This window comes from Streptomyces sp. CBMA291, from assembly GCF_014596525.1.
Lineage (GTDB): Bacteria > Actinomycetota > Actinomycetes > Streptomycetales > Streptomycetaceae > Streptomyces.
The window spans coordinates 34,734-57,332 of record NZ_MSJP01000045.1; the positions used below are offsets into that span (position 1 = coordinate 34,734).

The following is a 22,599-nucleotide window of genomic DNA, read 5'->3' on the forward strand; positions in this document are numbered from 1 at the left end:
TCCTCTCCACATGTATGAAGCCGGTGACTGAGGATGCACCGGCAGTGTCGAGCCTACCCCTGAGGGAACGTCGCTCTTTTCGAATGCGCGCACTAGGAGCAGGTGGATGGCGCAATGGTGCGTCCGACCGTGTGACTTCCTTTTTCCGCAGGCTGTCCACCCCTTGGGACACACCCCCTCAACACGACCCCACCCCCGCGAAGACCGGCGTCTGGGCAACGTCTACAGTGGCGTGGTACGCGCAAGCTTCACTCTTTTTTCATTCGGGGAGCTTGCTGGGAATTTCTCTGTCAGGGGTGTGCGTGACGGCCGTCGAGTCCCGACCCGCAGGGGTCGTCTTGACTCCCAGCCCGGGGGCCCATCGGCCGTTCGGGGCCCGCGTCAAGGCATTCGTTGCGCTGACCAAGCCGCGGATCATCGAGCTGCTGCTCATCACCACCGTTCCGGTGATGTTCCTCGCCGAGCAGGGGGTGCCCGACCTCTGGCTGGTGCTCGCCACCTGCTTCGGCGGCTATCTGTCGGCGGGCGGCGCCAACGCGCTGAACATGTACATCGACCGCGACATCGACGCGCTGATGCACCGCACCGCGCAGCGTCCGCTGGTCACCGGCGTGCTCACCCCGCGCGAGGGCCTGGTCTTCGGCCTCTCCCTCGCGGTGGTCTCCACGCTCTGGTTCGGCCTGCTCGTCAACTGGCTGTCGGCGGCGCTCTCGCTCGGCGCGCTCCTCTTCTACGTCGTCGTCTACACGATGATCCTGAAGCGGCGCACCGCGCAGAACATCGTCTGGGGCGGCATCGCGGGCTGTCTGCCGGTCCTCATCGGCTGGTCCTCCGTGACCAACTCGATGTCCTGGGCCGCGGTCATCCTCTTCCTCGTCATCTTCTTCTGGACGCCGCCGCACTACTGGCCGCTGTCGATGAAGGTGAAGGACGACTACGCCCGCGCGGGCGTGCCGATGCTGCCCGTCCTCGCCTCGAACAAGGTCGTGGCCAAGCAGATCGTCCTCTACAGCTGGGTGATGGTCGCCGTCTCGCTGCTGCTCACCCCGCTGGGCTACACCGGCTGGTTCTACGAGTCCGTGGCGCTGCTCACCGGCGGCTGGTGGCTCTGGGAGGCGCACGCGCTGCTCAACCGGGCCAAGGCCGAGGTGACCGGCGCGAAGCTCAAGGAGATGCGCCTCTTCCACTGGTCCATCACCTATGTGTCGCTGCTCTTCGTGGCGGTCGCGGTGGACCCCTTCCTCCGCTAGGACGCCCTGGTACTTCCCGGGGGACCGCTCGCGAGAGCGCTCCGGTCGACGGCCGGGTCACGTGGCACAAGCCACGTGGCCCGGCCGTCGTCAGTGGATCTACGCGTCGGTAGCATCGCTGTCATGGCAGAAACGAAGCAGGCAGAGCGCAGGGCGGCCAAGCTCGCCAAGGAGATCCAGGCCTTCGCCCGGCAGCACGGCGGCTCCGAGGGACACCTCGCGCACATCGGCCAGGCGGGCACCCGGATCGTGCTCGTCGGCACCGACGGCGGCTGGGGCGATCTGGTCGCCCCGACGTACGAGATCGCCCGGCAGGCGGCCGAGAAGGCCGGTCTGACGCTCCACGAGGAGTTCGACGGGGAGTTCGCCGCCAAGGTCGTCACCGGTCCGTACGAGTGGACCAGGATGGCCGGAATTCAGCTCGGCGGCCCGTCCGACCGCTGAGCCAGGCCCCCTCGCCTCGGCCCTTCGCCGCGTTGCCTGGGCGGTCCCGCGCCGCGGTGCCCGGGCCCGGTCCTTCGCCGCGGCGCCGTACCGGAAACGCGTGACGGGGCCCCACCCGGGAAGGGTGGGGCCCCGTCGTACGCGGGAAGGCCGGGCCTTCGGGGAAGGTCAGGCCTTCGCCAGCTCCGGGTCCTGCCGGGCCGGGGCGTCGGCGGTGAGCGGGGGACGCTCGCGCGTGCTCAGGACGAGCCGCAGCACCGCGATCCACATCAGGCACGAGCCGAGCATGTGCAGGCCGACCAGAAGCTCGGGCACGCCCGTGAAGTACTGGACGTAGCCCACGGCGCCCTGGAGCACCAGCACGATCAGCAGTTCGCGGGCGCGGGCCCGGATGTCCAGCGGGGCGTCGACCACCCGGAGCACCAGCCACATCGCGATCGCGAGGGCGCAGAGCAGCCAGGCGGCGATGGCGTGCACGTGGGCCGCGTCCGTCCAGTCCCACCGCATGCGCGGGACGTCGCTGCTGTCACCGGCGTGCTTGCCCGCACCGGTCACCGTCGTGCCGAGCACGATGAGGAGGGCGGCGGCGCCCGTGATCGCCCAGGAGAGCTTGCGCACCGGGCGCGGGACGCGCGGGCGGGGCGGCGTGTCGCCCTCGCCGGTCCGGTGCCAGGTGACGAGGGCGACCGTGAGCAGGGCGTTCGCGGCGAGGAAGTGACCGGCGACGGTCCACGGGTTGAGGCCCATCCAGACGGTGATGCCGCCGATGACGGCGTTGCTCATCACGATCCAGAACTGGGCCCAGCCGAGCCGGGTGAGGCCGCGCCGCCACGGCTTGGCCGACCGGGTGGCGACGATCGACCAGCCGACCGCGGCCGACAGGACGTAGGTCAGCATCCGGTTGCCGAACTCGATGGCACCCCGATAGCCCTGTTCGGGGGTGACGATCAGGCTGTCTGCCGTGCACTTGGGCCAGGTGTCGCAGCCGAGGCCGGAACCGGTCAGCCGGACCGCGCCACCCGTGACGATGATGGCCACGCTCATCACGACGGCGGAGAGCGCGGCGCGCCGGAGCGTCCGGGGGGACGGGGTCCAGCGCTGGGCGATATAGGCGAGGGGGGTCAGCACGGCCCCTATCGTAGGCCGGTGCTTGTGCACGGTTTCACGAGGGGTGCCTTGTCGGGAAACGTCACCCTCTGGGGTGCCCCGACTACTCCCAGCGGAAGAACCTCGCCGCCGCGCCGAGCCCCAGGACCGCCCAGACGGCGAGGGTCAGCGCGTCGCCCCAGGGCAGTGCGGCGCCGTCCTGGAGGACGGCGCGCAGCCCGTCGGAGAGGGCCGAGATCGGCAGCAGCTCCAGTACCGTGCGGGCCGCGTCGGGGAACTTCGCCAGCGGGACGATCACCCCGCCGCCCACCAGGAGCAGCAGGAAGACCAGGTTGGCGGCGGCCAGGGTGGCCTCCGCCTTCAGGGTGCCGGCCATCAGCAGGCCGAGGCCGGAGAAGGCGGCGGTGCCGAGGACGAGCAGCAGCAGGACGGCGGCCGGGTTGCCGTGCGGGGACCAGCCGAGGGCCAGGGCGATCGCCGTCAGGAGGACGATCTGGAGGATCTCGGTGACCAGGACGGAGAGCGTCTTGGCGCTCATCAGGGCCCAGCGGGGGAGCGGTGAGGCGCCGAGGCGCTTGAGCACCCCGTACCGCCGCTCGAAGCCGGTGGCGATGGCCTGGCCGGTGAAGGCGGTCGACAGGACGGCGAGCGCGAGGACGCCCGGCGCGAGGAAGTCGACGGCCTTGTCGGCGCCGGTGTCGACGATGTCGACCGTGGAGAAGAGCACCAGGAGCAGCGAGGGGATGATCACGGTGAGGAGCAGCTGCTCGCCGTTGCGCAGCAGCATGCGGGTCTCCAGCGCCGTCTGTGCCGCGATCATCCGGCCGACGGGGGCGGCGCCCGGCTTCGGGGCGTACGTACCAGTGCTCATGCGCGCAGTTCCTTGCCCGTCAGTTCCAGGAAGACGTCTTCCAGGGTGTGGCGCTCGACGGAGATGCCGTCGGGCATGACGCCGTGCTGGGCGCACCAGCTGGTGACCGTGGCGAGCAGCTGGGGGTCGATGGCGCCGGTGATCCGGTACGTGCCCGGCAGCGGTTCGGCGGCGGCCGAGCCGTCGGGGAGGGCCTTGAGGAGGGAGTCCAGGTCGAGCCCGGGGCGGCCGGTGAAGCGCAGGGTGTTCTCGGCGCCGCCCCGGCACAGCTGCTCGGGGCTGCCCTGGGCGACGACCCGGCCGGCGTCGACGATGGCGACGTCGTCGGCGAGTTCCTCGGCCTCCTGCATGAAGTGGGTGGTGAGGACGACGCTCACGCCGTCGGCGCGCAGCTCGCGGACGAGGTCCCAGGTGGCGCGGCGGGCCTGCGGGTCGAGTCCGGCGGTCGGCTCGTCGAGGAAGACCAGCTCGGGGCGGCCGACGACGGCCATGGCGAGCGCGAGGCGCTGCTGCTGGCCGCCGGAGAGGCGCCGGTAGGCGGTCCGGCCGCAGGAGCCGAGGCCGAGGCGTTCGGCGAGGGCGTCGACGTCCAGCGGGTGGGCGTGGAGCTTCGCCATGTGGCGGAGCATCTCGTCGGCGCGGGCGCCGGAGTAGACGCCGCCGGACTGGAGCATGACGCCGATCCGGGGGCGCAGGGCGGCGGCGTCGGCGACCGGGTCGAGCCCGAGGACGCGGACGGTGCCGCCGTCGGGCCTGCGGTATCCCTCGCAGGTCTCGATGGTGGTGGTCTTGCCGGCTCCGTTGGGGCCGAGGACGGCGGTGACGGTGGCCGCCCGCACGTCGAGGTCGAGGCCGTCGACCGCGGTCTTGGTTCCGTATCGCTTGACCAGGCCGTGGACCTGGACGACGGACTCGTTGTTCTGGGTCCCGCGCATGAGGGGAAGTCTAGAGAGGGGGCGAAGGTCCTTCCGGCGCGGGGCCCGAGTCCTTGGAATGAGGACTTTTCCGTGCGTTTCGCCGATCCGGGCGGGCATAGCGTCGCGGTGTGATCAGTGTGGCGGAGAACCTGCGGGAGACGGTCGGCCAGGCGGCGCACAAGGCGCGCGATCTGGAGCGGCCCGGACGGTACGCGGTGTCGGCGGTGCTGGCGGGTGTGTACATAGGGATCGGCGAGGTGCTGCTGCTCGTCGCCGTGTCGCCGTTCGTGGCCGAGGGGTCGGCGGCGACGCGGCTGGTCGAGGGGGCGGTCTTCCCGGTCGCGCTGACGATCGTGATGGTCGCCGGGGCGCAGCTGTTCACCAGCAACGTCATGGTGATGCTGCTGGGTGCGCTGGCGGGGCGGACGGGGGTGCGGGACCTGGTGGCGAGCTGGGGGCTCTCGCTCGGCGGGAACCTGGTGGGAACTTTTGTCCTCGGGGCGATGGCGCATGCCTCGGGGGTACTGGCGGAGCCCTCGGCGAAGGCGATGCTGGCGGAGCTGGTGGCGGGGAAGGAGGCGCTGGCGGGCGGGCAGCTGTTCTGGCGGGCGGTGCTCTGCAATCTGCTGGTGTGCCTCGGGGTGTGGATGTTCCACCGGGTCAGGGGTGACGGGGCGAAGGTCCTGGCGCTGTGGCTGCCGGTGCTGGTGTTCGTGGCGGTGGGTTTCGAGCACTGTGTGGCGAACATGGCGCTGTTCGCGCTGGCGATCATGGACGGGACGGCGGGCTTCGGCGATCTGGGGCGCAATCTGCTCTTCACCGTGCCGGGGAACATCGTGGGCGGTGGCGCGCTCGTGGCCTGCGCGTACTGGTTCACGGGGCGCCCTGCCGAGGAGGGGGCGGAGGGGGCGGAAGGTACGGCGGGGGCCTCTGATTCATCCCATGAATGATCGTTTACGCAGGTCAGGTAAGCCTTACCTGAGTGACGCACGGCACCGGGGGTGTGACCAGCGCGGCTTGTCAGGCCGAGATTAATTACGCAACAATGGCGTTGTGAAAAACGTGGGCGAGGCTCCGGTGGAGGAACTCGCGACCAGGGAGCGCTCGACGCGCAACCGGGTCGCGCGGTCGATCCTGGACCACGGCCCGTCGACCGTCGCCGACCTGGCCGAGCGCCTCGGCCTCACCCAGGCGGCGGTCCGCCGCCACCTCGACTCGCTGGTCGCCGACAATGTCGTGGAGGCCCGCGAGAAGCGCGTCTACGGCACCCGCACCCGGGGGCGCCCCGCGAAGGTCTTCGCGCTCACCGACTACGGCCGGGACGCCTTCGACCAGTCGTACGACTCGCTGGCCGTCGAGGCGATCCGCTGGATCGAGCGGAACGCCGGCGGGGAAGCGGCCGTGGCCGCCTTCGCCCGTGACCGGATCGAGTCGCAGGCCGGCTCCTACCGCGAGGCCGTCGAGGCGGCCGAGCCCGCCCGACGGGCCGAGGCGTTGGCCAAGGCCTTGACGGCGGACGGGTACGCTGCCACTGCGCGGAACGCGCCGGTCGGCGAGCAGCTCTGCCAGCACCACTGCCCGGTCGCCCATGTCGCCGAGCAGTACCCGCAGCTGTGCGAGGCGGAGACGGAGTTCTTCTCCCGCCTCCTGGGAACGCACGTCCAGCGCCTGGCCACCATCGCGCATGGTGACGGCGTCTGCACCACGTTCATCCCGCACGGCACCCCACAGACCACCGAATCAGCATCCGCAAGCACGGCCGGGAGGAACCCCGCATGACCACCGAGATCAGCCACCCCGAGCTCGAGGGCCTGGGTCGGTACGAGTACGGCTGGGCCGACTCCGACACCGCCGGTGCCACCGCCAAGCGCGGTCTCAACGAGGACGTCGTCCGCGACATCTCCTCGAAGAAGAACGAGCCCGAGTGGATGCTGAAGCTGCGTCTCAAGGGTCTGCGTCTCTTCGGCAAGAAGCCCATGCCGACCTGGGGCTCCGACCTCTCCGGCATCGACTTCGACAACATCAAGTACTTCGTGCGGTCCACCGAGAAGCAGGCCGAGTCCTGGGAGGACCTGCCGGAGGACATCAAGAACACGTACGACAAGCTCGGCATCCCCGAGGCCGAGAAGCAGCGCCTCGTCGCCGGCGTCGCCGCCCAGTACGAGTCCGAGGTCGTCTACCACCAGATCCGCGAGGACCTGGAGGAGCAGGGCGTCATCTTCGTCGACACCGACACCGCGCTGAAGGAGCACGAGGAACTCTTCAAGGAGTACTTCGGCACCGTCATCCCGGTCGGCGACAACAAGTTCGCCTCCCTGAACACCGCCGTCTGGTCCGGCGGATCGTTCATCTACGTGCCGAAGGGCGTGCACGTCGAGATCCCGCTCCAGGCCTACTTCCGTATCAACACGGAGAACATGGGCCAGTTCGAGCGGACGCTGATCATCGTCGACGAGGACGCCTACGTCCACTACGTCGAGGGCTGCACCGCCCCGATCTACTCCTCGGACTCGCTGCACAGCGCCGTCGTCGAGATCATCGTCAAGAAGGGCGGCCGCTGCCGCTACACGACCATCCAGAACTGGTCGAACAACGTCTACAACCTGGTGACCAAGCGCGCCGTCGCCTACGAGGGCGCCACCATGGAGTGGGTCGACGGCAACATCGGCTCCAAGGTCACCATGAAGTACCCGGCCGTCTACCTGATGGGCGAGCACGCCAAGGGCGAGACCCTCTCCATCGCCTTCGCGGGCGAGGGCCAGCACCAGGACGCCGGTGCCAAGATGGTCCACCTGGCCCCGAACACCTCCTCCAACATCGTCTCCAAGTCGGTGGCGCGAGGCGGCGGCCGCACCTCCTACCGCGGTCTCATCGAGATCGGCGAGGGTGCCCCGGGCGCCAAGTCCAACGTGCTCTGCGACGCGCTGCTCGTCGACACCATCTCCCGCTCCGACACGTACCCCTACGTGGACGTGCGCGAGGACGACGTCTCCATGGGCCATGAGGCCACCGTCTCCAAGGTCTCCGAGGACCAGCTCTTCTACCTGATGAGCCGCGGTCTCACCGAGTTCGAGGCCATGGCGATGATCGTCCGCGGCTTCGTCGAGCCCATCGCCAAGGAACTCCCGATGGAGTACGCCCTGGAGCTCAACCGGCTGATCGAGTTGCAGATGGAAGGCGCGGTCGGCTAACCGCCACCGCACCCGCAGCGCCCGACTCACACGTACGCAGGAAGAGAGCAACACGACAGCCATGGCTGACGCTCAGCAGAACTCCCCCGCTCCGGCGGGCTCCACCACCGCCGGCGCGATCGCGGTGGCGGCCGAGTCCACCGTCGCCACGCGCATGAGCGCGCCCCCGTCCTTCGACGTCGCGGACTTCCCCGTCCCGCACGGGCGCGAGGAGGAGTGGCGGTTCACCCCGCTGGCCCGCCTCCGCGGCCTGCACGACGGCACCGCCGTCGCCTCCGGCGAGGGCGTCAAGGTCGACATCGAGGCACCCGAGGGCGTCACCGTGGAGACCGTCGGCCGCGAGGACGAGCGCCTCGGCAGGGCCGGTGTCCCCGTCGACCGCGTCGCGGCCCAGGCGTACTCCTCCTTCGAGAAGGCCTCGGTCGTCACCGTCGCCAAGGAGGCCGTCCTCGCCGAGCCGATCCGCATCGCCGTGCACGGCCAGGGCGGCACCGCCTTCGGCCACCAGGTCATCGAACTCGGCGCCTTCGCCGAAGCCGTCGTGGTCATCGACCACACCGGCGACGCGGTCCTCGCCGCCAACATCGACTACGTCCTCGGCGACGGCGCCAAGCTCACCGTCGTCTCCGTCCAGGACTGGGACGAGACCGCCGTCCACGTCGCCCAGCACAACGCCCTGATCGGCCGCGACGCCTCCTTCAAGTCCGTCGTGGTGACCTTCGGCGGCGACGTCGTCCGCCTCCACCCCCGGGTGCGGTACGCGGCCCCCGGCGGCGAGGCCGAGCTGTTCGGCCTGTACTTCACCGACGCCGGGCAGCACCAGGAGCACCGCCTCCTGGTCGACCACAACACCCCGCACTGCAAGTCCAACGTGGCCTACAAGGGCGCGCTCCAGGGCCAGGGCGCGCACGCCGTCTGGATCGGCGACGTGCTCATCCAGGCCGCCGCCGAGGGCACCGACACCTACGAACTCAACCGGAACCTGGTCCTCACGGACGGCGCCCGGGTCGACTCCGTGCCGAACCTGGAGATCGAGACCGGCGAGATCACCGGTGCCGGTCACGCCTCGGCCACCGGCCGCTTCGACGACGAGCAGCTCTTCTACCTCATGTCCCGGGGCATCCCGGAGGTCGAGGCCCGCCGCCTCGTCGTCCGCGGCTTCTTCGCGGAACTCGTCCAGCAGATCGGTCTGCCGGACGTCCAGGAGCGACTTCTCGCCAAGATCGAGGCCGAGCTGGAGGCCTCCGTCTGATGGCCTTCGTCCGAGTCTGCGCGCTGAGCGAACTGGAGACCGACACCCCCAAGCGGGTCGAGGTCGACGGCACGCCGGTGTCGGTCGTACGCACCGAGGGCGAGGTGTTCGCCATCAACGACATCTGCTCCCACGCGAACGTCTCCCTCTCCGAGGGCGAGGTCGAGGACTGCGCCATCGAGTGCTGGCTGCACGGCTCCAGCTTCGACCTGCGCACCGGAAAGCCCTCCGGCCTTCCCGCGACGCGCCCCGTCCCCGTATACCCCGTAAAGATCGAAGGGGACGATGTGCTCGTCTCCGTCACCCAGGAGTCCTGAGTCACCCATGGCAACGCTTGAAATCCACGACCTGCACGTCTCCGTCGAGGCGGAGAACGGCCCCCGCGAGATCCTCAAGGGCGTCGACCTGACCATCAAGCAGGGCGAGACGCACGCCGTCATGGGCCCCAACGGCTCCGGCAAGTCGACCCTGGCCTACTCCCTCGCCGGGCACCCGAAGTACACCATCACCGGCGGCACCGTCACCCTCGACGGCGAGGACGTCCTGGAGATGTCGGTCGACGAGCGCGCCCGCGCCGGTGTCTTCCTCGCCATGCAGTACCCGGTCGAGGTCCCCGGCGTCTCGGTCTCCAACTTCCTGCGCACCTCCGCCACCGCCGTCCGCGGCGAGGCCCCCAAGCTGCGCACCTGGGTGAAGGAGGTCAAGTCCGCGATGGAGCAGCTCCAGATGGACCAGGCCTTCGCCGAGCGCAACGTCAACGAGGGCTTCTCCGGCGGTGAGAAGAAGCGCCACGAGATCCTCCAGCTCGAACTGCTCAAGCCGAAGATCGCGATCCTCGACGAGACCGACTCCGGTCTCGACGTCGACGCGCTGCGCATCGTCTCCGAGGGCGTCAACCGCGTCCGCGAGTCCGGCGAGGTCGGCACCCTGCTGATCACCCACTACACGCGGATCCTGCGCTACATCAAGCCCGACTTCGTGCACGTCTTCGCGAACGGCCGCATCGTCGAGTCCGGCGGCGCCGAGCTGGCCGACCAGCTGGAGAACGAGGGCTACGACAAGTACGTGAAGGGTGGCGCGTCCGCGTGACTTCTGCCCATCAGGGGCTCTCCGGCCTCCTCGACACCGAGGCGATCCGCAAGGACTTCCCGCTCCTGGATCGCGTGGTCCACGACGGCAAGAAGATCGTGTACCTCGACTCCGCGGCGACCTCGCAGAAGCCGCGCCAGGTCCTCGACGCGCTCAACACGTACTACGAGCGTCACAACGCCAACGTCCACCGCGGCGTGTACACGGTGGCCGAGGAGGCGACGGCGCTCTACGAGGGCGCCCGTGACAAGGTCGCGGCCTTCATCAACGCGCCGAGCCGCGACGAGGTGATCTTCACCAAGAACGCCTCCGAGTCGCTCAACCTCGTGGCCAACATGCTGGGCTGGGCCGACGAGCCCTACCGGGTGGACCACGAGACCGAGATCGCCATCACGGAGATGGAGCACCACTCCAACATCGTGCCGTGGCAGCTGCTCTCGCAGCGCACGGGCGCGAAGCTGAAGTGGTTCGGCCTCACCGACGAAGGGCGTCTCGACCTCTCGAACATCGAGGAGGTCATCACCGAGAAGACCAAGATCGTCTCGTTCACGCTGGTCTCCAACCTGCTCGGCACGGTCAACCCGGTGGAGGCGATCATCCGCCGCGCCCAGGAGGTCGGCGCGCTGGTCTGCATCGACGCCTCCCAGGCGGCCCCGCACATGGTCGTGGACGTGCAGGCGCTCCAAGCCGACTTCGTGGCCTTCACCGGCCACAAGATGTGCGGCCCGACCGGCATCGGCGTGCTGTGGGGACGGCAGGAACTCCTGGAGGACCTGCCCCCGTTCCTCGGCGGCGGCGAGATGATCGAGACCGTCTCGATGCACTCCTCGACGTACGCGCCCGCCCCGCACAAGTTCGAGGCGGGCACCCCCCCGATCGCCCAGGCCGTCGGCCTCGGCGCGGCCGTGGACTACCTCTCGGCCATCGGCATGGAGAACATCGCGCGCCACGAGCACGCGATCACCGAGTACGCCGTCCGGCGCCTCCAGGAGGTCCCGGACCTGCGGATCATCGGCCCCACCACGGCCGAGGACCGCGGCGCGGCGATCTCCTTCACGCTCGGCGACATCCACCCGCACGACGTGGGCCAGGTCCTCGACGAGCAGGGCATCGCGGTCCGGGTCGGCCACCACTGCGCGCGGCCGGTCTGTCTGCGGTACGGAATTCCCGCGACCACGCGAGCGTCCTTCTATCTGTACTCCACCCCGGCCGAGGTCGACGCCCTGGTCGAGGGACTGGAGCACGTACGGAACTTCTTCGGCTAGGGGACGGGCTCGTGAAGCTGGATTCGATGTACCAGGACGTCATCCTGGACCACTACAAGCACCCGCACGGGCGCGGTCTTCGGGACGGCGACGCCGAGGTGCACCACGTCAACCCGACGTGCGGCGACGAGATCACGCTCCGCGTGAAGTACGACGGCTCGCGCGTCGAGGACGTGTCGTACGAGGGCCAGGGCTGCTCCATCAGCCAGGCCTCGGCCTCCGTCCTCAACGAGCTGCTCGTGGGCAAGGAGCTGGCCGAGGCGCAGAAGATCCAGGCCGCGTTCCTGGAACTGATGCAGTCCAAGGGACAGATCGAGCCCGACGACGCGATGGAGGAGGTCCTGGAGGACGCGGTCGCGTTCGCCGGGGTCTCCAAGTACCCCGCCCGGGTGAAGTGCGCGCTGCTCAGCTGGATGGCGTGGAAGGACGCGACCGCCCAGGCGCTGGGGGACGACCCGAACTCTGTGAGGAAGTCGGCATGACCGAGAACACCGAGGCCACCATGAAGCCGGCCTCCGAGGAAGAAGTCCGCGAGGCGCTGTACGACGTCGTCGACCCCGAGCTGGGCATCGACGTCGTCAACCTGGGCCTGATCTACGGCATCCACATCGACGAGGCGAACGTCGCCACCCTGGACATGACGCTGACGTCGGCGGCCTGCCCGCTGACCGACGTGATCGAGGACCAGGCGCGCTCGGCGACGGACGGCATCGTCAACGAGCTGAAGATCAACTGGGTCTGGATGCCCCCGTGGGGCCCGGACAAGATCACCGACGACGGGCGCGAGCAGCTGCGCGCGCTCGGCTTCAACGTCTGAGCCGGACCACACGAGAACGGCCGTGCCCTCGCGGGGCACGGCCGTTCCGCGTTCTCCGGTCGGATCGGGTCAGTAGGGGGTCTCCACCGCGCGGGCCAGATCCGCCGCCAGGTTCTCCCGGCGGATGCGCTGGTCCACGTAGAGCAGGCTGGTCACCAGGGGCGGGAAGAGGGATGCCAGGCCCTGGACGAGTACCTGGACGAGGGCGAGCAGGCCGATGACGACCAGGGGGGTGAGCGGCAGGGTGTCCGATCCGCCGAAATCGCTGACCGCCATGGGGATCGCGGCGATCACGCCGAGGGCCTGCTGGATGATCCCGGTGATCACCGACGCCAGTACGGAGGCGGCCAGCAGGAAGCCGAAGACGCGCCACCAGGAGCCGCGGACCAGGTGGGACGAGCGGCGCATCGAGGCGATCACGCCCTGCTTCTCCATCACCGCCACCACCGGGGCGAAGGCGAACTTCGTCCAGAGCCAGACCGCCACCGGGGCGAACGCCAGGATCCCGCCCACCGCGAGCAGCGGCCAGACGGGCGAGCTGTCGTCGCCGTCGGCCACCGTGACCAGGGTCGCGACGAAGGCGAGCGTCATCAGGGCGAACGGGACCAGCAGGAGCAGCCCGGTCAGCAGTCCGGTGCCGAAGACGGCCGGGACCCGCGCCCAGGTCCGTCCCCAGACCGTCCGGACGGTCGCGGGGCGGCCGAGCACCGCCTCCTGGACGACGACCGGACAAGCCGCCGCCACCAGGGTGGCGGCGCCCAGCAGCGCGAGCATCCCGACGGCCCAGACGAAGAAGAACCCGCCGAGCACGGGCCCCATGTCGGCCCACTCGGCGCTCTGGTCGTCGGACAGGTCGAACAGCGCCCGGAGATGACCGCCGACCACGGCGAACGCGATGCCCGCCGCCGCGGCGACGACGAGGAAGGCACCGGCATACGCGGCCGCGGCCACCCCGAGGAGCGGCTTCCAGTAGCGGCCGAGCGTGGCGAAGGCGCCGGTGAGGATCTCGCTGAGACCCAGCGGCGCCAGGGGTATCACGCCGGGCTTCGGCGGCGGGGGCGGGGGGTATCCGTAACCGTACGGAGGCCCTGCGGGGATGGTCATGCGGCACACCGTACCGGCAGCCGTTGTGTACGCTCGTACACATGGGTTACGGACTGCTCGCGGGCGCCATCGCCGCGGAGATACTCGCCACCACCTCCATGAAGTACAGCGAGGGCTTCACCCGGCTCTGGCCCTCCCTCGTCACCGGCGTGGGGTACGTCGTCGCCTTCGCGCTGCTGGCCCAGGCGCTCAAGACCCTCCAGGTCGGCACCGCCTACGCCATCTGGTCCGGCATCGGCACCGCCGCCGTCGCCACCATCGGCATCCTCTTCCTCGGCGAGACCCTCAACCTCGCCAAGGTCGCCGGAGTCGTCCTCATCATCGCCGGGGTCGCCGTCCTCAACCTCGGCGGCGCGCACTGATGGCCCGCCCCCGCCGCCACGACCCCGGGCGGCGCGAACGGATCGTCGACGCGGCCCTCCGGGTCGTCGCCCGCTCCGGCATCGACGGGCTCAGCCACCGCACCGTCGCCGTCGAGGCGGACGTGCCGCTCGGCTCCACCACCTACCACTTCGCCTCCCTCGACGAACTCCTCGTCGCCGCCCTCCGCCAGGCCAACGAGGGCTTCGCACGCCTGCTCCGCGACAGCCCCGCCCTGGCCGCGCCCGACACCGATCCCGCCGCCGCCCTCGCCCGCCTTCTGGGGGAGTGGCTGGGCGGCGGGCGCGAGCGCGTGGAGCTGGAGTGCGAGCTGTACCTCGCCGCCCTGCGCCGCCCCGCGCTCCGGCCCGTCGCCGCCGAATGGGCCGAGACGGTCGCCGCCGTCCTCTCCCACCGCACCGACCCGGCCACCGCCCGCGCCCTGGTCGCCCTCATGGACGGCCTCTGCCTCCAGTCCCTGCTGACCGGCGTGCCATACGAGGAGGGGTACGCGCGCGAGATGCTGGGGCGGGTGCTGGGGGCTGAAGGGGCCGGTGGGCAGGGGCTTTCCGGGGCGACCACTCGTCCTTCCGGCTCGACCGACACCTGAGACCGGTTGGCCCGCGCGGGGCCCCGCCGGTTAGGTTTTCCGTCATGACCACTGCTCCTCGCACCACCGGCGCCGTCGCCGCCGGCCTCGCCACCATCGCCGGCGACGGCACCGTTCTCGACACCTGGTTCCCCGCCCCCGAGCTGACCGAGGCCCCCGGCCCGGCCGGCACCGAGCGGCTCTCGCCCGACGAGGCCGTCAACGCCCTCGGCGAGGGCGCCGCCAAGGCCCTCGGCGTGGACGCCCGCCGCGGCGTCGAGGTGGTCGCCGTCCGTACCGTCATCGCCTCGCTCGACGAGAAGCCGATCGACGCCCACGACGCCTACCTCCGCCTCCACCTGCTCAGCCACCGGCTCGTCAAGCCGCACGGCCAGAGCCTCGACGGCGTCTTCGGCCTGCTCGCCAACGTCGCCTGGACCTCGCTCGGCCCGGTCGCCGTCGACGACGTCGAGAAGGTGCGCCTCAACGCCCGTGCCGAGGGCCTGCACCTCGCCGTGACCAGCATCGACAAGTTCCCCCGCATGACCGACTACGTCGCGCCCGCCGGGGTCCGCATCGCCGACGCCGACCGCGTCCGCCTCGGCGCCCACCTCGCCGCCGGCACCACCGTCATGCACGAGGGCTTCGTCAACTTCAACGCCGGCACCCTCGGCACCTCCATGGTCGAGGGCCGCATCTCCGCCGGGGTCGTCGTCGGCGACGGCTCCGACATCGGCGGCGGCGCCTCCACCATGGGCACCCTCTCGGGCGGCGGCAACGTCGTCATCTCCATCGGCGAGCGCTGCCTGATCGGCGCCGAGGCGGGCGTCGGCATCGCGCTGGGCGACGAGTGCGTCGTCGAGGCCGGTCTGTACGTCACCGCGGGCACCCGCATCACGCTGCCCGACGGCCAGATCGTGAAGGCGCGCGAACTGTCCGGCGCCTCGAACATCCTCTTCCGCCGCAACTCGGTCACCGGCGCCGTCGAGGCCCGCCCGAACAACGCGGTCTGGGGCGGTCTGAACGAGGTTCTGCACAGCCACAACTGACGTACGGGAAAGCCCCTCGGCCGACCGCCCCGACCGGCCCCGTCTCAGACGGCCGGCAGGGCGGTCAGCCGCTTTCCGTGCAGGGCGACGAGCCGCTTGCCCGAGGGGACCACGTACCACCGCTCAAACCCGCCCGAGCCGTCGTTGTAGCGCCAGCGGTGCTTGCCCGTACGGGCGTCGAAGGCGAGGACGCCACCCTTGTCGTCCAGCTCCGTGGCCCCGTACAGCGTGCCGCCCACCAGGGCGAACTGCCAGGGGTAGGCCACGCCGAGCAGGTCATCGTTCCGCCAGAGCGTGCGCCCCTTCGCCGGGTCGACCGCCCGCAGGACATGGCTCGAATCGGCGGCGTACAGGACCCCGTCGAGCACGGCGGGGTCGTGGAACCGGGTGAACTCCTCCGTCGCGAGCGACCAGCGCTCCGCCCCGTCCGCGAGCGCGAAGGCACGCAGCCGCTGCCCGTCGGCGACGACCGCGAGATCCCCGTGGACCGCGAACCGGCCACTGTTGGACCTGCCGATCTTCTTCGTCCAGACCTGACGCCCCGTCGCGGTGTCCCGGACCGTCACGTTCTCCCGGTAGTCGGTGTAGACCAGATGCCGGCCGACGACCTGCGCCGTGACGCCGAACTCCTCGGTGCCCGCGTCGCGCCGCTCCTGCCACACGGTCTTCCCCGAGGTGGTGTCGATCGCCGCGATCACATTGTGCGGGGTGCTGAAGTCCTTCTCCAGGATGCCCGCGAGGACGTAGACGTGCCGCTCGTCGGCGGCGATCGGCCGGGGCTGGGAGAAACGCCTCCCCAGTCTGCTGCGCCAGGTCTCCTCGCCCGTGGCCGGATCGAGCCCGACCAGGTCCCCGTCGTACCGCGCGCTCGCGAGGTACAGGGTGCCCCCGCTCACCAGCAGCTTCGCCCCCGGCACCGCGACCTCCGCGCGGGACCAGACCTCCTTGCCGGTCACCACGTTCCGGCCCACCAGCGGGTCACCCGAGACGAGGACCACGTCCCCCGCGACGGCCAGCGCGTCCAGGGCGCCGAACGAGCCGGTGGCCGCCTCCGCCTGCCACAGGGGGCGCGGGGCGGTGCCGGGCGGCGGGGTGGTGAAGGCGTCGCCCTCCGCCCCGGGCGTCGCACCGGTCCGCGCGTCCGAGCCCTTGCCCGCGCCGGGCGGGCCGCTCGTACCGCCCGCCGCCGGTCCCTCCGCAGGACCGCAGCCCCACGCGCCCGCGCCGAGTGCGGCGAGACCGAGTCCCGTACCGGCGAGGCGGAGCAGCCTGCGGCGGGACGGCCCGGACCGCTCGCCGCCGTGCGTCCCGGTCTCCACCGCTGCCGCCGTACGTTCCGTACGCGTCCGCATCCGCCCGCTCCCCGCTGTCTGGTTCCTGTGCCGTGCCCACGGACCGTCACCGGGTCCGGGGCGGGCTCAGGCTAGCTGCGGAAACGCTTCTTCTCCGGGGGCGGAACGCAACGGGGACAGCGCCGTGAAACTTCTGTCACACGGCAACGGGGAAGGGCGACGTTTTGTCGACGGACCGGAACATAGAGTTCCGAATGTCCGGTTCTCGCGCCCCGGCCGCATGCCGCGTCCCCCGGCCGCATGCCGCGTCCCCCGGCCGTCTGCCGTGTCCCCCGGCCGTCTGCCGTGTCCCCCGGTCCTCGCCCGTGCGCCCCCGCCCCTACCGCGCCTCCCGGCTCTGGAGGAGTACCGCGTCGAGCGTGGCCCGCAGCGCCTCGGCCGCCTCCCGGCCCGCGGGCAGGAGCGGCTCCCGCAGGGCCCCGCCGAGCAGCGCCTTCACCGTCACCGTGCCCGGAAGCCCGCCTGCCATCATCCGTTCGAAGAGCGGCAGGAGACGCGCGTTCAGCAGGGCGGCGCCCCGGGTGTCGCCCGCGTCGAAGGCGTCGAGGACCGCCGCCAGCGGGCCCGGGGCCACATTGGCCACCGTGCTGACGAAACCGGCGCCGCCGACCGCGTACAAGGGCAGGTTCAGCTCCTCGCAGCCCGAGTAGTACGCGAGCGGGGTCTCCGCGATCAGCCGGGAGGAGGCGAGCAGATCGTAGGAGCAGTCCTTGACCGCCGTGATCCGGGGGTGCTCGGCGAGCCGCCGCATCGTGGCCGGTTCCACCCGGGTGCCGGTGCGGCCCGGGATGTCGTAGACCATCAGCGGCAGTCCGGCCGCGTCCGCGACCTTCAGGAAGTGCGCCGCCACCGCGTCCTGCGGCGGACGGCTGTAGTACGGGGTGACCACGAGCAGCCCGTCGGCGCCCGCCCGTTCCGCCGCGCGGGCGGCCTCGACGGTGCTCCGGGTGTCGGCGGTGCCGACGCCCGCGACGAGGGGCACCCCGGGGCCGACGGCCGCCCGGACGGCCCGGACGAGCGCGGTCTTCTCGGCGTCGCTGGTGGTGGGGGACTCGCCCGTGGTGCCGTTGAGGACCAGTCCGTCGCAGCCTTCGGCGACGAGCCGGACGGCCAGCTCACCGGCCTGGTCGAGGTCGAGCCCGCCGTCGGGGGCGAACGGGGTGACCATCGCGCAGAGAGCGCGGCCGAAAGGGCGGGTGGTGCTCACAGGGCGTGGGGTGCGCGCGGGGTGTGTGGTGCTCATCCGGGAAGTCTGGGCGCCCCGGACGCTGAAGGTCCACTTAGATCTTCTTGGTTCGAGACGTAAGTGGCACTGAAGAGTGCGGGCGCCGACACCGAGGGGGACCTGACGGATGTCGCCGTCCGGCCCGCCGCCGCCCGGGGCCTCCGGCGGGGCGCCGGGAGGAGCCGCCGAGGAATCCACACGTGTCAAACTGCCTGCGGAGACGCCGAATCGCCGCCGGTCGACGGGTGTACGAAGGCTGACGGACGGGTGAACCGACGGACACCCTCCCGGATGCGTCTACGCTGATAACCGCGCTCCGAGCCCGCCTCCGAGCCCCTTCCGTCCTTCCCACCCCGTACGTACGCGTCGAGGAGCCCCCCAGATGTCAGCCGAGCAGCCCACCCTTCCCCCCGTTCGGCTGCGCGCGGACGCGGAGCTGGCGGCGGACGCCCTGGCCGCTCCCCTCCTCGCGCGCGCGGTCCGCCTCGCCCGCTGGGCCGGGCCCGACACCCGGGTCGACGCGGGCGGCGAACTCGTCGACGAGCAGCTCCCCGAGGCCGTCGAACTCCTCGGCCTCGCCGCCGACGAGGACGGCGAACTGTCGGCGGGCGACGCCTGGCGCCTGGCCGTCGACACCGGCCTCGTCGCCGTCGCGGACGGCGTCGAGGCCGAGGACGGCGACACCCCCGGCACCGCCGCGCCCGGCGAGAACCTCGCCCTGGTCACGGATGGCTCCCCGCAGGACGTCCTCGCGCTCTGGCTGGAAGGCTTCGACGCGGTCTTCGGCGACGCCATCGCCCCCGTCATCGACGACTTCGACGCGCTCGTCGGCGAGGACGGCGAGATCGACGTCGAGGCACTCGACTGGGACCCCGAGGCCGAGGCCGAGTTCCTCGAAGGCGTCCTCGGCAACCTCTACCTCCTCACCGTCAGCGACGCCGGACCCGGTGAGGGCCCCGTGCCGCTGCCCGCGCTCGCCGCGTCGATGGTCGTCCCCGACGACATGGGCGAGCCCACCGACGACGTCCTGGAGCAGGTCTCCGACGCGATGATGAGGCTCGACGAGCAGTTCCGGCTGCTCGAACCGATCGGACTCGTCGAGTACCAGCCGGTGGACGAGGCCCTGATGGCCGAGGAGGGCGAGGAGCCCGCGCCGCCCGTCGACGACGAGGACGTCACCCGGTACGGCATGGTCCGGCTCACCCCGCTCGGCCTCTACGGCATCCGCACCCGGATGCTGGACGCCGGGGTCGACGCGCCCGCCGTCGGCGACCTCGCCGACCAGGGCGCGGACGCCCTCCTCACGGGCATCGCCGACTACCCCGAGGCCGCGGTCCGCGAGGAGACCGTCGCCTGGCTGGCCGGCCGGGACCCGCTCGCCGCCGCCCGCGAACTCCTCGGCGCCGCGCGTGGCGCGGACGCCGGATCGCCGCTGCGCCGCCTCCACTGCCAGCAGACGCTGTCCCTGGTCGGCTCCGAGGCGGAGCCCGCCGTACGCGAGGTCCTGGACGACCCGGAACTCGGCGGTCTGGCCCGCGTCTGGCTCGCCGAGCACGGCGCCGCCGACGTGCCCGCGCCGCCGGAGTCGATGATCTTCTGGCTGGCGATCGACACCATCGCCGCCCAGCTCGACGCGGACGGCGACCTGGAGGAACTCCAGGAGCTGATCGAAGGACTGACCGGCCGTCACGGCAGCTTCTTCGACGCGGCCTGGCGAGTGGAGCACCCGGCGACGGCGGAGGTCCTGGAGGCGATGGGCCGCCTGCACGGCGACAAGACCCAGGCGAAGGAGGCCCGCAAGGCGGCTTTCAAGGCGAGGTCGCGACAGGGCAACTGATCGGTCCGGGGCGGGGCGGGGCGGGTTGCCGGGGCGGAGTCGGGGCGAGTCGGAGTCGGGCTGGGCCGGGCTGTGCCGGGCCGGGCCGCGCCGGGTTGTGCAGGGGCGAGGTGAGGCCGGGCCGCGCCGGAGCCGTGCCGGGCCGGAGACGGAGCCGGGCCGGAGCCGGGTCGAGGTGAGGTCGGGGCGGGCGTGATGGTGGCGTGTGACGGTGGGGTACGAAAGGCCGGGCGCGTGTCGGTGGGGTACGACTTGCGGAGCCGGGAGCCGGGAGCCGGGAGCCGGGGTCCGAGGCCCCGGGCCCGCTGGTGGCGGCTCCACCTTCGTCCCACCGGTCCCACCCGTCTCACCGGCCCCCCGAGGTCACGCCCGCCGTCGGTCGTGACCGGCAGCGTTCCCGTGCCGTTCAAGCGGTGTTCGTGGCGGCGCGGGAAGGTGGCCCGCGAGATCCGGCCACCACAGGGAGACGCCACGCCATGAGCCTCAATCGCAGAGAGTTCACCAAGCAGTCCGCCGTCGCGGGCGCGGGACTCGCCCTCACCGGCGTCGTGGGCGCCCTCGCCACCGCGCCCGAGGCCCTCGCGTCCGACGAGCCCGGGGCGTACGGCAAGGGCCACGGCCACGACGGGGAGCATGGCCACGGGGGTCACGGGCACGGCCACGGTGTCGGCTACGGGCAGCTCGTCGCCGACCTCGAGGGCGTCCTCGCGCTTCCGGCCGGGTTCTCGTACCGCATCGTCACCCACAGCGGCGTGACCCGTCTGGAGTCCGGTGAGTTCACCCCCTCCAACCACGACGGCACCGCCGCCTTCGCGGGCCCGCGCGGCACCACGTACCTGGTCAACAACCACGAGCTGAAGGGCACCCGGGACAAGTGGGCCCACCCCGTGCCGCTCGCCGAGGGCCTCGTCTACGACCCGGCCGCCTCCGGTGGCTGCACGGTCGTCGAGGTGCACCGCGACGGCACCGTCGCCGAGTGGGTCGGGCTGGCCGGTACCTCCACCAACTGCGCGGGCGGCCGCACCTCCTGGGGCACCTGGCTGACCGGCGAGGAGAACTCCGACCGCGCCGGGGTCAACGGCATGACCAAGGACCACGGCTACATCTTCGAGGTCGACCCGCACGACCGCCGTGCCAACCGCGCCCCCAAGCCGGTCAAGGCCTTCGGCCGGTACGACCACGAGGCCGTCGTCGTCGACCCCAAGCGCGGCCACGCCTACCTCACCGAGGACGCCTCCAACCCCAACGGGCTGCTCTTCCGCTGGACGCCCCCGAAGGGCTTCGAGCACGGCCGGGGCAAGCTCCGTACCCTCGCCGACGACGCCGGTGTGCTCCAGGCGTTCCGGTGCGTGGACTCCGGCGGCCGGTTCGTCGACGACCTCTCCCGCGCCACCCGTATCGGCACCGTCTACGGCGTGGACTGGATAGACGTCCCGGACCGCGACGGCCGCGCCACCCCCGTCCGCAAGCAGTTCACGGACGGTCAGGTCACCCGCGCCCGCAAGCTGGAGGGCATGTGGTGGGCCGACGGCGGCACCTACGTCGTCTCCTCGTACGCCCGCGCGGAGAGCCCCGGTGCCGCGCACGACGGCCAGGTCTGGTTCTACGACCCCAAGCGCCGCACCCTCACCCTCAAGGTGCTCCTCGGCGTGAACGCGAACCCCGACCAGGACGGCGCCTTCGACGGCCCGGACAACATCACGGTCTCCCCGTACGGCGGGCTCGTCATCGCCGAGGACGGCGAGGGCGTGCAGCACCTCTTCGGTGCGACGGACTCCGGCCGTACGTACCCGATCGCCCGCAATGATTTCAACGGCAGCGAGTTCACCGGCGTCACCTTCTCGCCCGACGGTGAGACCCTGTTCGCCAACATCCAGGAGCCGGGCATCATGGTCGCCATCACCGGGCCCTGGCGCCGTCAGCCCCGCTGAGGCCGAATCCCGACTCTGGTCAGCCCCATGGACTGACATCTAACATGTCAGTCCATGGACGCATTACGGCCCGTGGGCCGGACCCTGTTGCGTGACCGGGCCTACGAGGCGCTGCGCGAGGCCATCGTGCGCGGTGACCTCGCCCCCGGCGCCGCCCTCAAGGACGCCGATCTCGCCGAACGCCTCGGACTCTCGCGCGCACCCGTGCGCGAGGCCCTGGCCCGGCTCGGCGACGAAGGACTCGTGGAGTCCAAGCCGCAGAGCTACACGCGGGTCACCCGGCCGGTCAGCCGGGTGGTCAGGGACGCCGCCGCGGTGGTGCGGGTGATGCACGAACTCGCCGCGAGGACCGGGGTGCCGCTGCTCGGACCCGAGGGCATCCGGGCCATGCGCGAGGCCAACGAGCGCTTCGCGGCGGCCGTCCGCGCCTCCGACGTGGAGGCGGCGCTCGACGCCGACGACGACCTGCACCAGGTGCTCGTCGTCGCCAGCGGCAACCACGCCGCCGCCGCGACGATCGCGCGGTACACCCCTCTGATCCGCCGGGTCGAGCGCCGGCTCTTCGGCGACACGGGAAGCTGCGGCTCCGCGGAGCTGCACGCCCGGCTCATCGACGCCTGCGAGGCGGGGGACCCGGCGGAGGCGGTACGGGTCACCACGGAGATCTGGGCGGCCCTCGAACAGCTCGCGGACGACGCGATCGAGGTCGCCGAGGTCACGGGCATCCCACCCCGATCCGCACAGGACGGACCGGACGCACGGGGCAATCCGGATGTGCGGGATGGGCTGTACGGGCCGGGTGTATCGGGTGCATCGGGCGAGCCGGATGGGCCGGATGGTCTGGGTGAGCCGGAGGGGCCGGGCGCCGTGCCCCGGGCATCCGGGGAAGCCCCCCGACCGACCGGCCCGGCGGTGCCGTAGCGCGTCCAGGACTCGACCAGCAGCCGTC

The 22,599-nt window shown here is 71.5% G+C and carries 23 protein-coding genes; 17 read left to right on the top strand and 6 right to left on the bottom strand.

Translation table 11 applies throughout. The features are described from left to right. The first annotated feature begins 302 nt into the window (after window positions 1-302). Complete coding sequence (locus tag BU197_RS12660; protein ID WP_188268346.1) at window positions 303-1,250, top strand: heme o synthase; 948 nt, start codon at window positions 303-305, stop codon at window positions 1,248-1,250. A gap of 123 nt (window positions 1,251-1,373) precedes the next feature. Further along, window positions 1,374-1,694, top strand: coding sequence for a hypothetical protein (locus BU197_RS12665; RefSeq protein ID WP_188268347.1), 321 nt, complete (start codon window positions 1,374-1,376; stop codon window positions 1,692-1,694). A gap of 168 nt (window positions 1,695-1,862) precedes the next feature. Here BU197_RS12665 and BU197_RS12670 read toward each other — a convergent pair whose 3' ends face one another. The 3 genes from BU197_RS12670 to BU197_RS12680 form a co-directional block, all read right to left on the bottom strand. Then, on the bottom strand, window positions 1,863-2,831 hold the full coding sequence (locus BU197_RS12670; protein ID WP_317452071.1) for a COX15/CtaA family protein: 969 nt from the start codon (window positions 2,829-2,831) through the stop codon (window positions 1,863-1,865). A 73-nt stretch (window positions 2,832-2,904) separates the two neighbouring features. Beyond that, the gene (locus tag BU197_RS12675) at window positions 2,905-3,672 is read right to left on the bottom strand and encodes an ABC transporter permease (RefSeq protein ID WP_188268349.1); all 768 of its coding nucleotides are present in this window, start codon (window positions 3,670-3,672) and stop codon (window positions 2,905-2,907) included. Further along, window positions 3,669-4,607, bottom strand: a complete 939-nt coding sequence (locus tag BU197_RS12680; protein WP_188268350.1) for an ABC transporter ATP-binding protein — start codon at window positions 4,605-4,607, stop codon at window positions 3,669-3,671. The genes BU197_RS12675 and BU197_RS12680 overlap by 4 nt, the downstream gene beginning before the upstream one ends. Window positions 4,608-4,717: 110 nt before the next feature. On the opposite strand from BU197_RS12680, the gene BU197_RS12685 reads away from it, so the two are divergent. The 9 genes from BU197_RS12685 (at window position 4,718) to BU197_RS12725 (ending at window position 12,203) form a co-directional block, all read left to right on the top strand. Then, window positions 4,718-5,539, top strand: coding sequence for a formate/nitrite transporter family protein (locus tag BU197_RS12685; RefSeq protein WP_188268351.1), 822 nt, complete (start codon window positions 4,718-4,720; stop codon window positions 5,537-5,539). Between the two features lie 103 nt (window positions 5,540-5,642). Beyond that, complete coding sequence (locus BU197_RS12690) at window positions 5,643-6,368, top strand: helix-turn-helix transcriptional regulator (protein ID WP_188268352.1); 726 nt, start codon at window positions 5,643-5,645, stop codon at window positions 6,366-6,368. Further along, window positions 6,365-7,780 carry a Fe-S cluster assembly protein SufB gene (gene sufB / locus BU197_RS12695; RefSeq protein ID WP_188268353.1) on the top strand — a complete coding sequence of 472 codons (1,416 nt, stop codon included), beginning with the start codon at window positions 6,365-6,367 and terminating at the stop codon, window positions 7,778-7,780. The genes BU197_RS12690 and sufB overlap by 4 nt, the downstream gene beginning before the upstream one ends. Before the next feature lie 61 nt (window positions 7,781-7,841). After that, on the top strand, window positions 7,842-9,032 hold the full coding sequence (gene sufD, locus BU197_RS12700; RefSeq protein ID WP_188268354.1) for a Fe-S cluster assembly protein SufD: 1,191 nt from the start codon (window positions 7,842-7,844) through the stop codon (window positions 9,030-9,032). Then, window positions 9,032-9,349, top strand: a complete 318-nt coding sequence (locus BU197_RS12705; RefSeq protein ID WP_188268355.1) for a bifunctional 3-phenylpropionate/cinnamic acid dioxygenase ferredoxin subunit — start codon at window positions 9,032-9,034, stop codon at window positions 9,347-9,349. Before sufD ends, BU197_RS12705 begins: the two co-directional genes overlap by 1 nt. A 7-nt stretch (window positions 9,350-9,356) precedes the next feature. Next, a complete protein-coding gene (gene sufC / locus BU197_RS12710) occupies window positions 9,357-10,121 on the top strand; it encodes a Fe-S cluster assembly ATPase SufC (RefSeq protein ID WP_188268356.1) in 765 nt (254 codons plus the stop codon). Further along, complete coding sequence (locus BU197_RS12715) at window positions 10,118-11,386, top strand: cysteine desulfurase (protein WP_188268357.1); 1,269 nt, start codon at window positions 10,118-10,120, stop codon at window positions 11,384-11,386. Before sufC ends, BU197_RS12715 begins: the two co-directional genes overlap by 4 nt. An 11-nt stretch (window positions 11,387-11,397) precedes the next feature. Then, on the top strand, window positions 11,398-11,868 hold the full coding sequence (sufU, locus tag BU197_RS12720; RefSeq protein ID WP_188268358.1) for a Fe-S cluster assembly sulfur transfer protein SufU: 471 nt from the start codon (window positions 11,398-11,400) through the stop codon (window positions 11,866-11,868). Then, window positions 11,865-12,203, top strand: a complete 339-nt coding sequence (locus tag BU197_RS12725) for a metal-sulfur cluster assembly factor (RefSeq protein WP_188268359.1) — start codon at window positions 11,865-11,867, stop codon at window positions 12,201-12,203. The genes sufU and BU197_RS12725 overlap by 4 nt, the downstream gene beginning before the upstream one ends. A gap of 69 nt (window positions 12,204-12,272) precedes the next feature. Here the strand turns inward: BU197_RS12725 and BU197_RS30985 are convergent, their stop codons facing one another. Continuing rightward, complete coding sequence (locus BU197_RS30985; RefSeq protein WP_188268360.1) at window positions 12,273-13,307, bottom strand: oxidoreductase; 1,035 nt, start codon at window positions 13,305-13,307, stop codon at window positions 12,273-12,275. 41 nt (window positions 13,308-13,348) lie between these two features. On the opposite strand from BU197_RS30985, the gene BU197_RS12735 reads away from it, so the two are divergent. From BU197_RS12735 to dapD, 3 genes are read left to right on the top strand one after another with little or no spacing between them, the layout of a single operon-like run. Then, on the top strand, window positions 13,349-13,669 hold the full coding sequence (locus BU197_RS12735) for a DMT family transporter (RefSeq protein ID WP_188268361.1): 321 nt from the start codon (window positions 13,349-13,351) through the stop codon (window positions 13,667-13,669). Continuing rightward, window positions 13,669-14,277, top strand: coding sequence for a TetR/AcrR family transcriptional regulator (locus BU197_RS12740; RefSeq protein ID WP_188268362.1), 609 nt, complete (start codon window positions 13,669-13,671; stop codon window positions 14,275-14,277). Before BU197_RS12735 ends, BU197_RS12740 begins: the two co-directional genes overlap by 1 nt. A 44-nt stretch (window positions 14,278-14,321) precedes the next feature. Continuing rightward, a complete protein-coding gene (dapD, locus tag BU197_RS12745; protein ID WP_188268363.1) occupies window positions 14,322-15,305 on the top strand; it encodes a 2,3,4,5-tetrahydropyridine-2,6-dicarboxylate N-succinyltransferase in 984 nt (327 codons plus the stop codon). 44 nt (window positions 15,306-15,349) lie between these two features. On the opposite strand, the gene BU197_RS12750 is transcribed toward dapD, so the two are convergent. Both BU197_RS12750 and dapA read right to left on the bottom strand, forming a co-directional pair. After that, window positions 15,350-16,657, bottom strand: a complete 1,308-nt coding sequence (locus BU197_RS12750) for a PQQ-binding-like beta-propeller repeat protein (RefSeq protein ID WP_188268364.1) — start codon at window positions 16,655-16,657, stop codon at window positions 15,350-15,352. Between the two features lie 319 nt (window positions 16,658-16,976). Then, window positions 16,977-17,900 carry a 4-hydroxy-tetrahydrodipicolinate synthase gene (gene dapA / locus BU197_RS12755; RefSeq protein ID WP_188268365.1) on the bottom strand — a complete coding sequence of 308 codons (924 nt, stop codon included), beginning with the start codon at window positions 17,898-17,900 and terminating at the stop codon, window positions 16,977-16,979. A 364-nt stretch (window positions 17,901-18,264) separates the two neighbouring features. Between dapA and BU197_RS12760 the strand changes: the two genes are divergently transcribed. The 3 genes from BU197_RS12760 (at window position 18,265) to BU197_RS12770 (ending at window position 22,571) form a co-directional block, all read left to right on the top strand. Beyond that, window positions 18,265-19,719 carry a hypothetical protein gene (locus tag BU197_RS12760; RefSeq protein ID WP_188268366.1) on the top strand — a complete coding sequence of 485 codons (1,455 nt, stop codon included), beginning with the start codon at window positions 18,265-18,267 and terminating at the stop codon, window positions 19,717-19,719. 476 nt (window positions 19,720-20,195) lie between these two features. Further along, window positions 20,196-21,650, top strand: a complete 1,455-nt coding sequence (locus BU197_RS12765; RefSeq protein WP_188268367.1) for an alkaline phosphatase PhoX — start codon at window positions 20,196-20,198, stop codon at window positions 21,648-21,650. Between the two features lie 54 nt (window positions 21,651-21,704). After that, on the top strand, window positions 21,705-22,571 hold the full coding sequence (locus tag BU197_RS12770) for a GntR family transcriptional regulator (protein WP_188268368.1): 867 nt from the start codon (window positions 21,705-21,707) through the stop codon (window positions 22,569-22,571). The last annotated feature ends 28 nt before the right edge of the window (window positions 22,572-22,599 follow it).

Coding starts and splice junctions, on each gene's coding strand:
- BU197_RS12665 (WP_188268347.1), top strand. CDS start 1,374: ATGGCAGAAACGAAGCAGGCAGAGCGCAGGGCGGCCAAGCTCGCCAAG.
- BU197_RS12675 (WP_188268349.1), bottom strand. CDS start 3,672: ATGAGCACTGGTACGTACGCCCCGAAGCCGGGCGCCGCCCCCGTCGGC.
- BU197_RS12680 (WP_188268350.1), bottom strand. CDS start 4,607: ATGCGCGGGACCCAGAACAACGAGTCCGTCGTCCAGGTCCACGGCCTG.
- sufB (WP_188268353.1), top strand. CDS start 6,365: ATGACCACCGAGATCAGCCACCCCGAGCTCGAGGGCCTGGGTCGGTAC.
- sufD (WP_188268354.1), top strand. CDS start 7,842: ATGGCTGACGCTCAGCAGAACTCCCCCGCTCCGGCGGGCTCCACCACC.
- BU197_RS12705 (WP_188268355.1), top strand. CDS start 9,032: ATGGCCTTCGTCCGAGTCTGCGCGCTGAGCGAACTGGAGACCGACACC.
- sufC (WP_188268356.1), top strand. CDS start 9,357: ATGGCAACGCTTGAAATCCACGACCTGCACGTCTCCGTCGAGGCGGAG.
- BU197_RS12725 (WP_188268359.1), top strand. CDS start 11,865: ATGACCGAGAACACCGAGGCCACCATGAAGCCGGCCTCCGAGGAAGAA.
- BU197_RS30985 (WP_188268360.1), bottom strand. CDS start 13,307: ATGACCATCCCCGCAGGGCCTCCGTACGGTTACGGATACCCCCCGCCC.
- BU197_RS12735 (WP_188268361.1), top strand. CDS start 13,349: ATGGGTTACGGACTGCTCGCGGGCGCCATCGCCGCGGAGATACTCGCC.
- BU197_RS12740 (WP_188268362.1), top strand. CDS start 13,669: ATGGCCCGCCCCCGCCGCCACGACCCCGGGCGGCGCGAACGGATCGTC.
- dapD (WP_188268363.1), top strand. CDS start 14,322: ATGACCACTGCTCCTCGCACCACCGGCGCCGTCGCCGCCGGCCTCGCC.
- BU197_RS12750 (WP_188268364.1), bottom strand. CDS start 16,657: ATGCGGACGCGTACGGAACGTACGGCGGCAGCGGTGGAGACCGGGACG.
- dapA (WP_188268365.1), bottom strand. CDS start 17,900: ATGAGCACCACACACCCCGCGCGCACCCCACGCCCTGTGAGCACCACC.
- BU197_RS12760 (WP_188268366.1), top strand. CDS start 18,265: ATGTCAGCCGAGCAGCCCACCCTTCCCCCCGTTCGGCTGCGCGCGGAC.
- BU197_RS12765 (WP_188268367.1), top strand. CDS start 20,196: ATGAGCCTCAATCGCAGAGAGTTCACCAAGCAGTCCGCCGTCGCGGGC.
- BU197_RS12770 (WP_188268368.1), top strand. CDS start 21,705: ATGGACGCATTACGGCCCGTGGGCCGGACCCTGTTGCGTGACCGGGCC.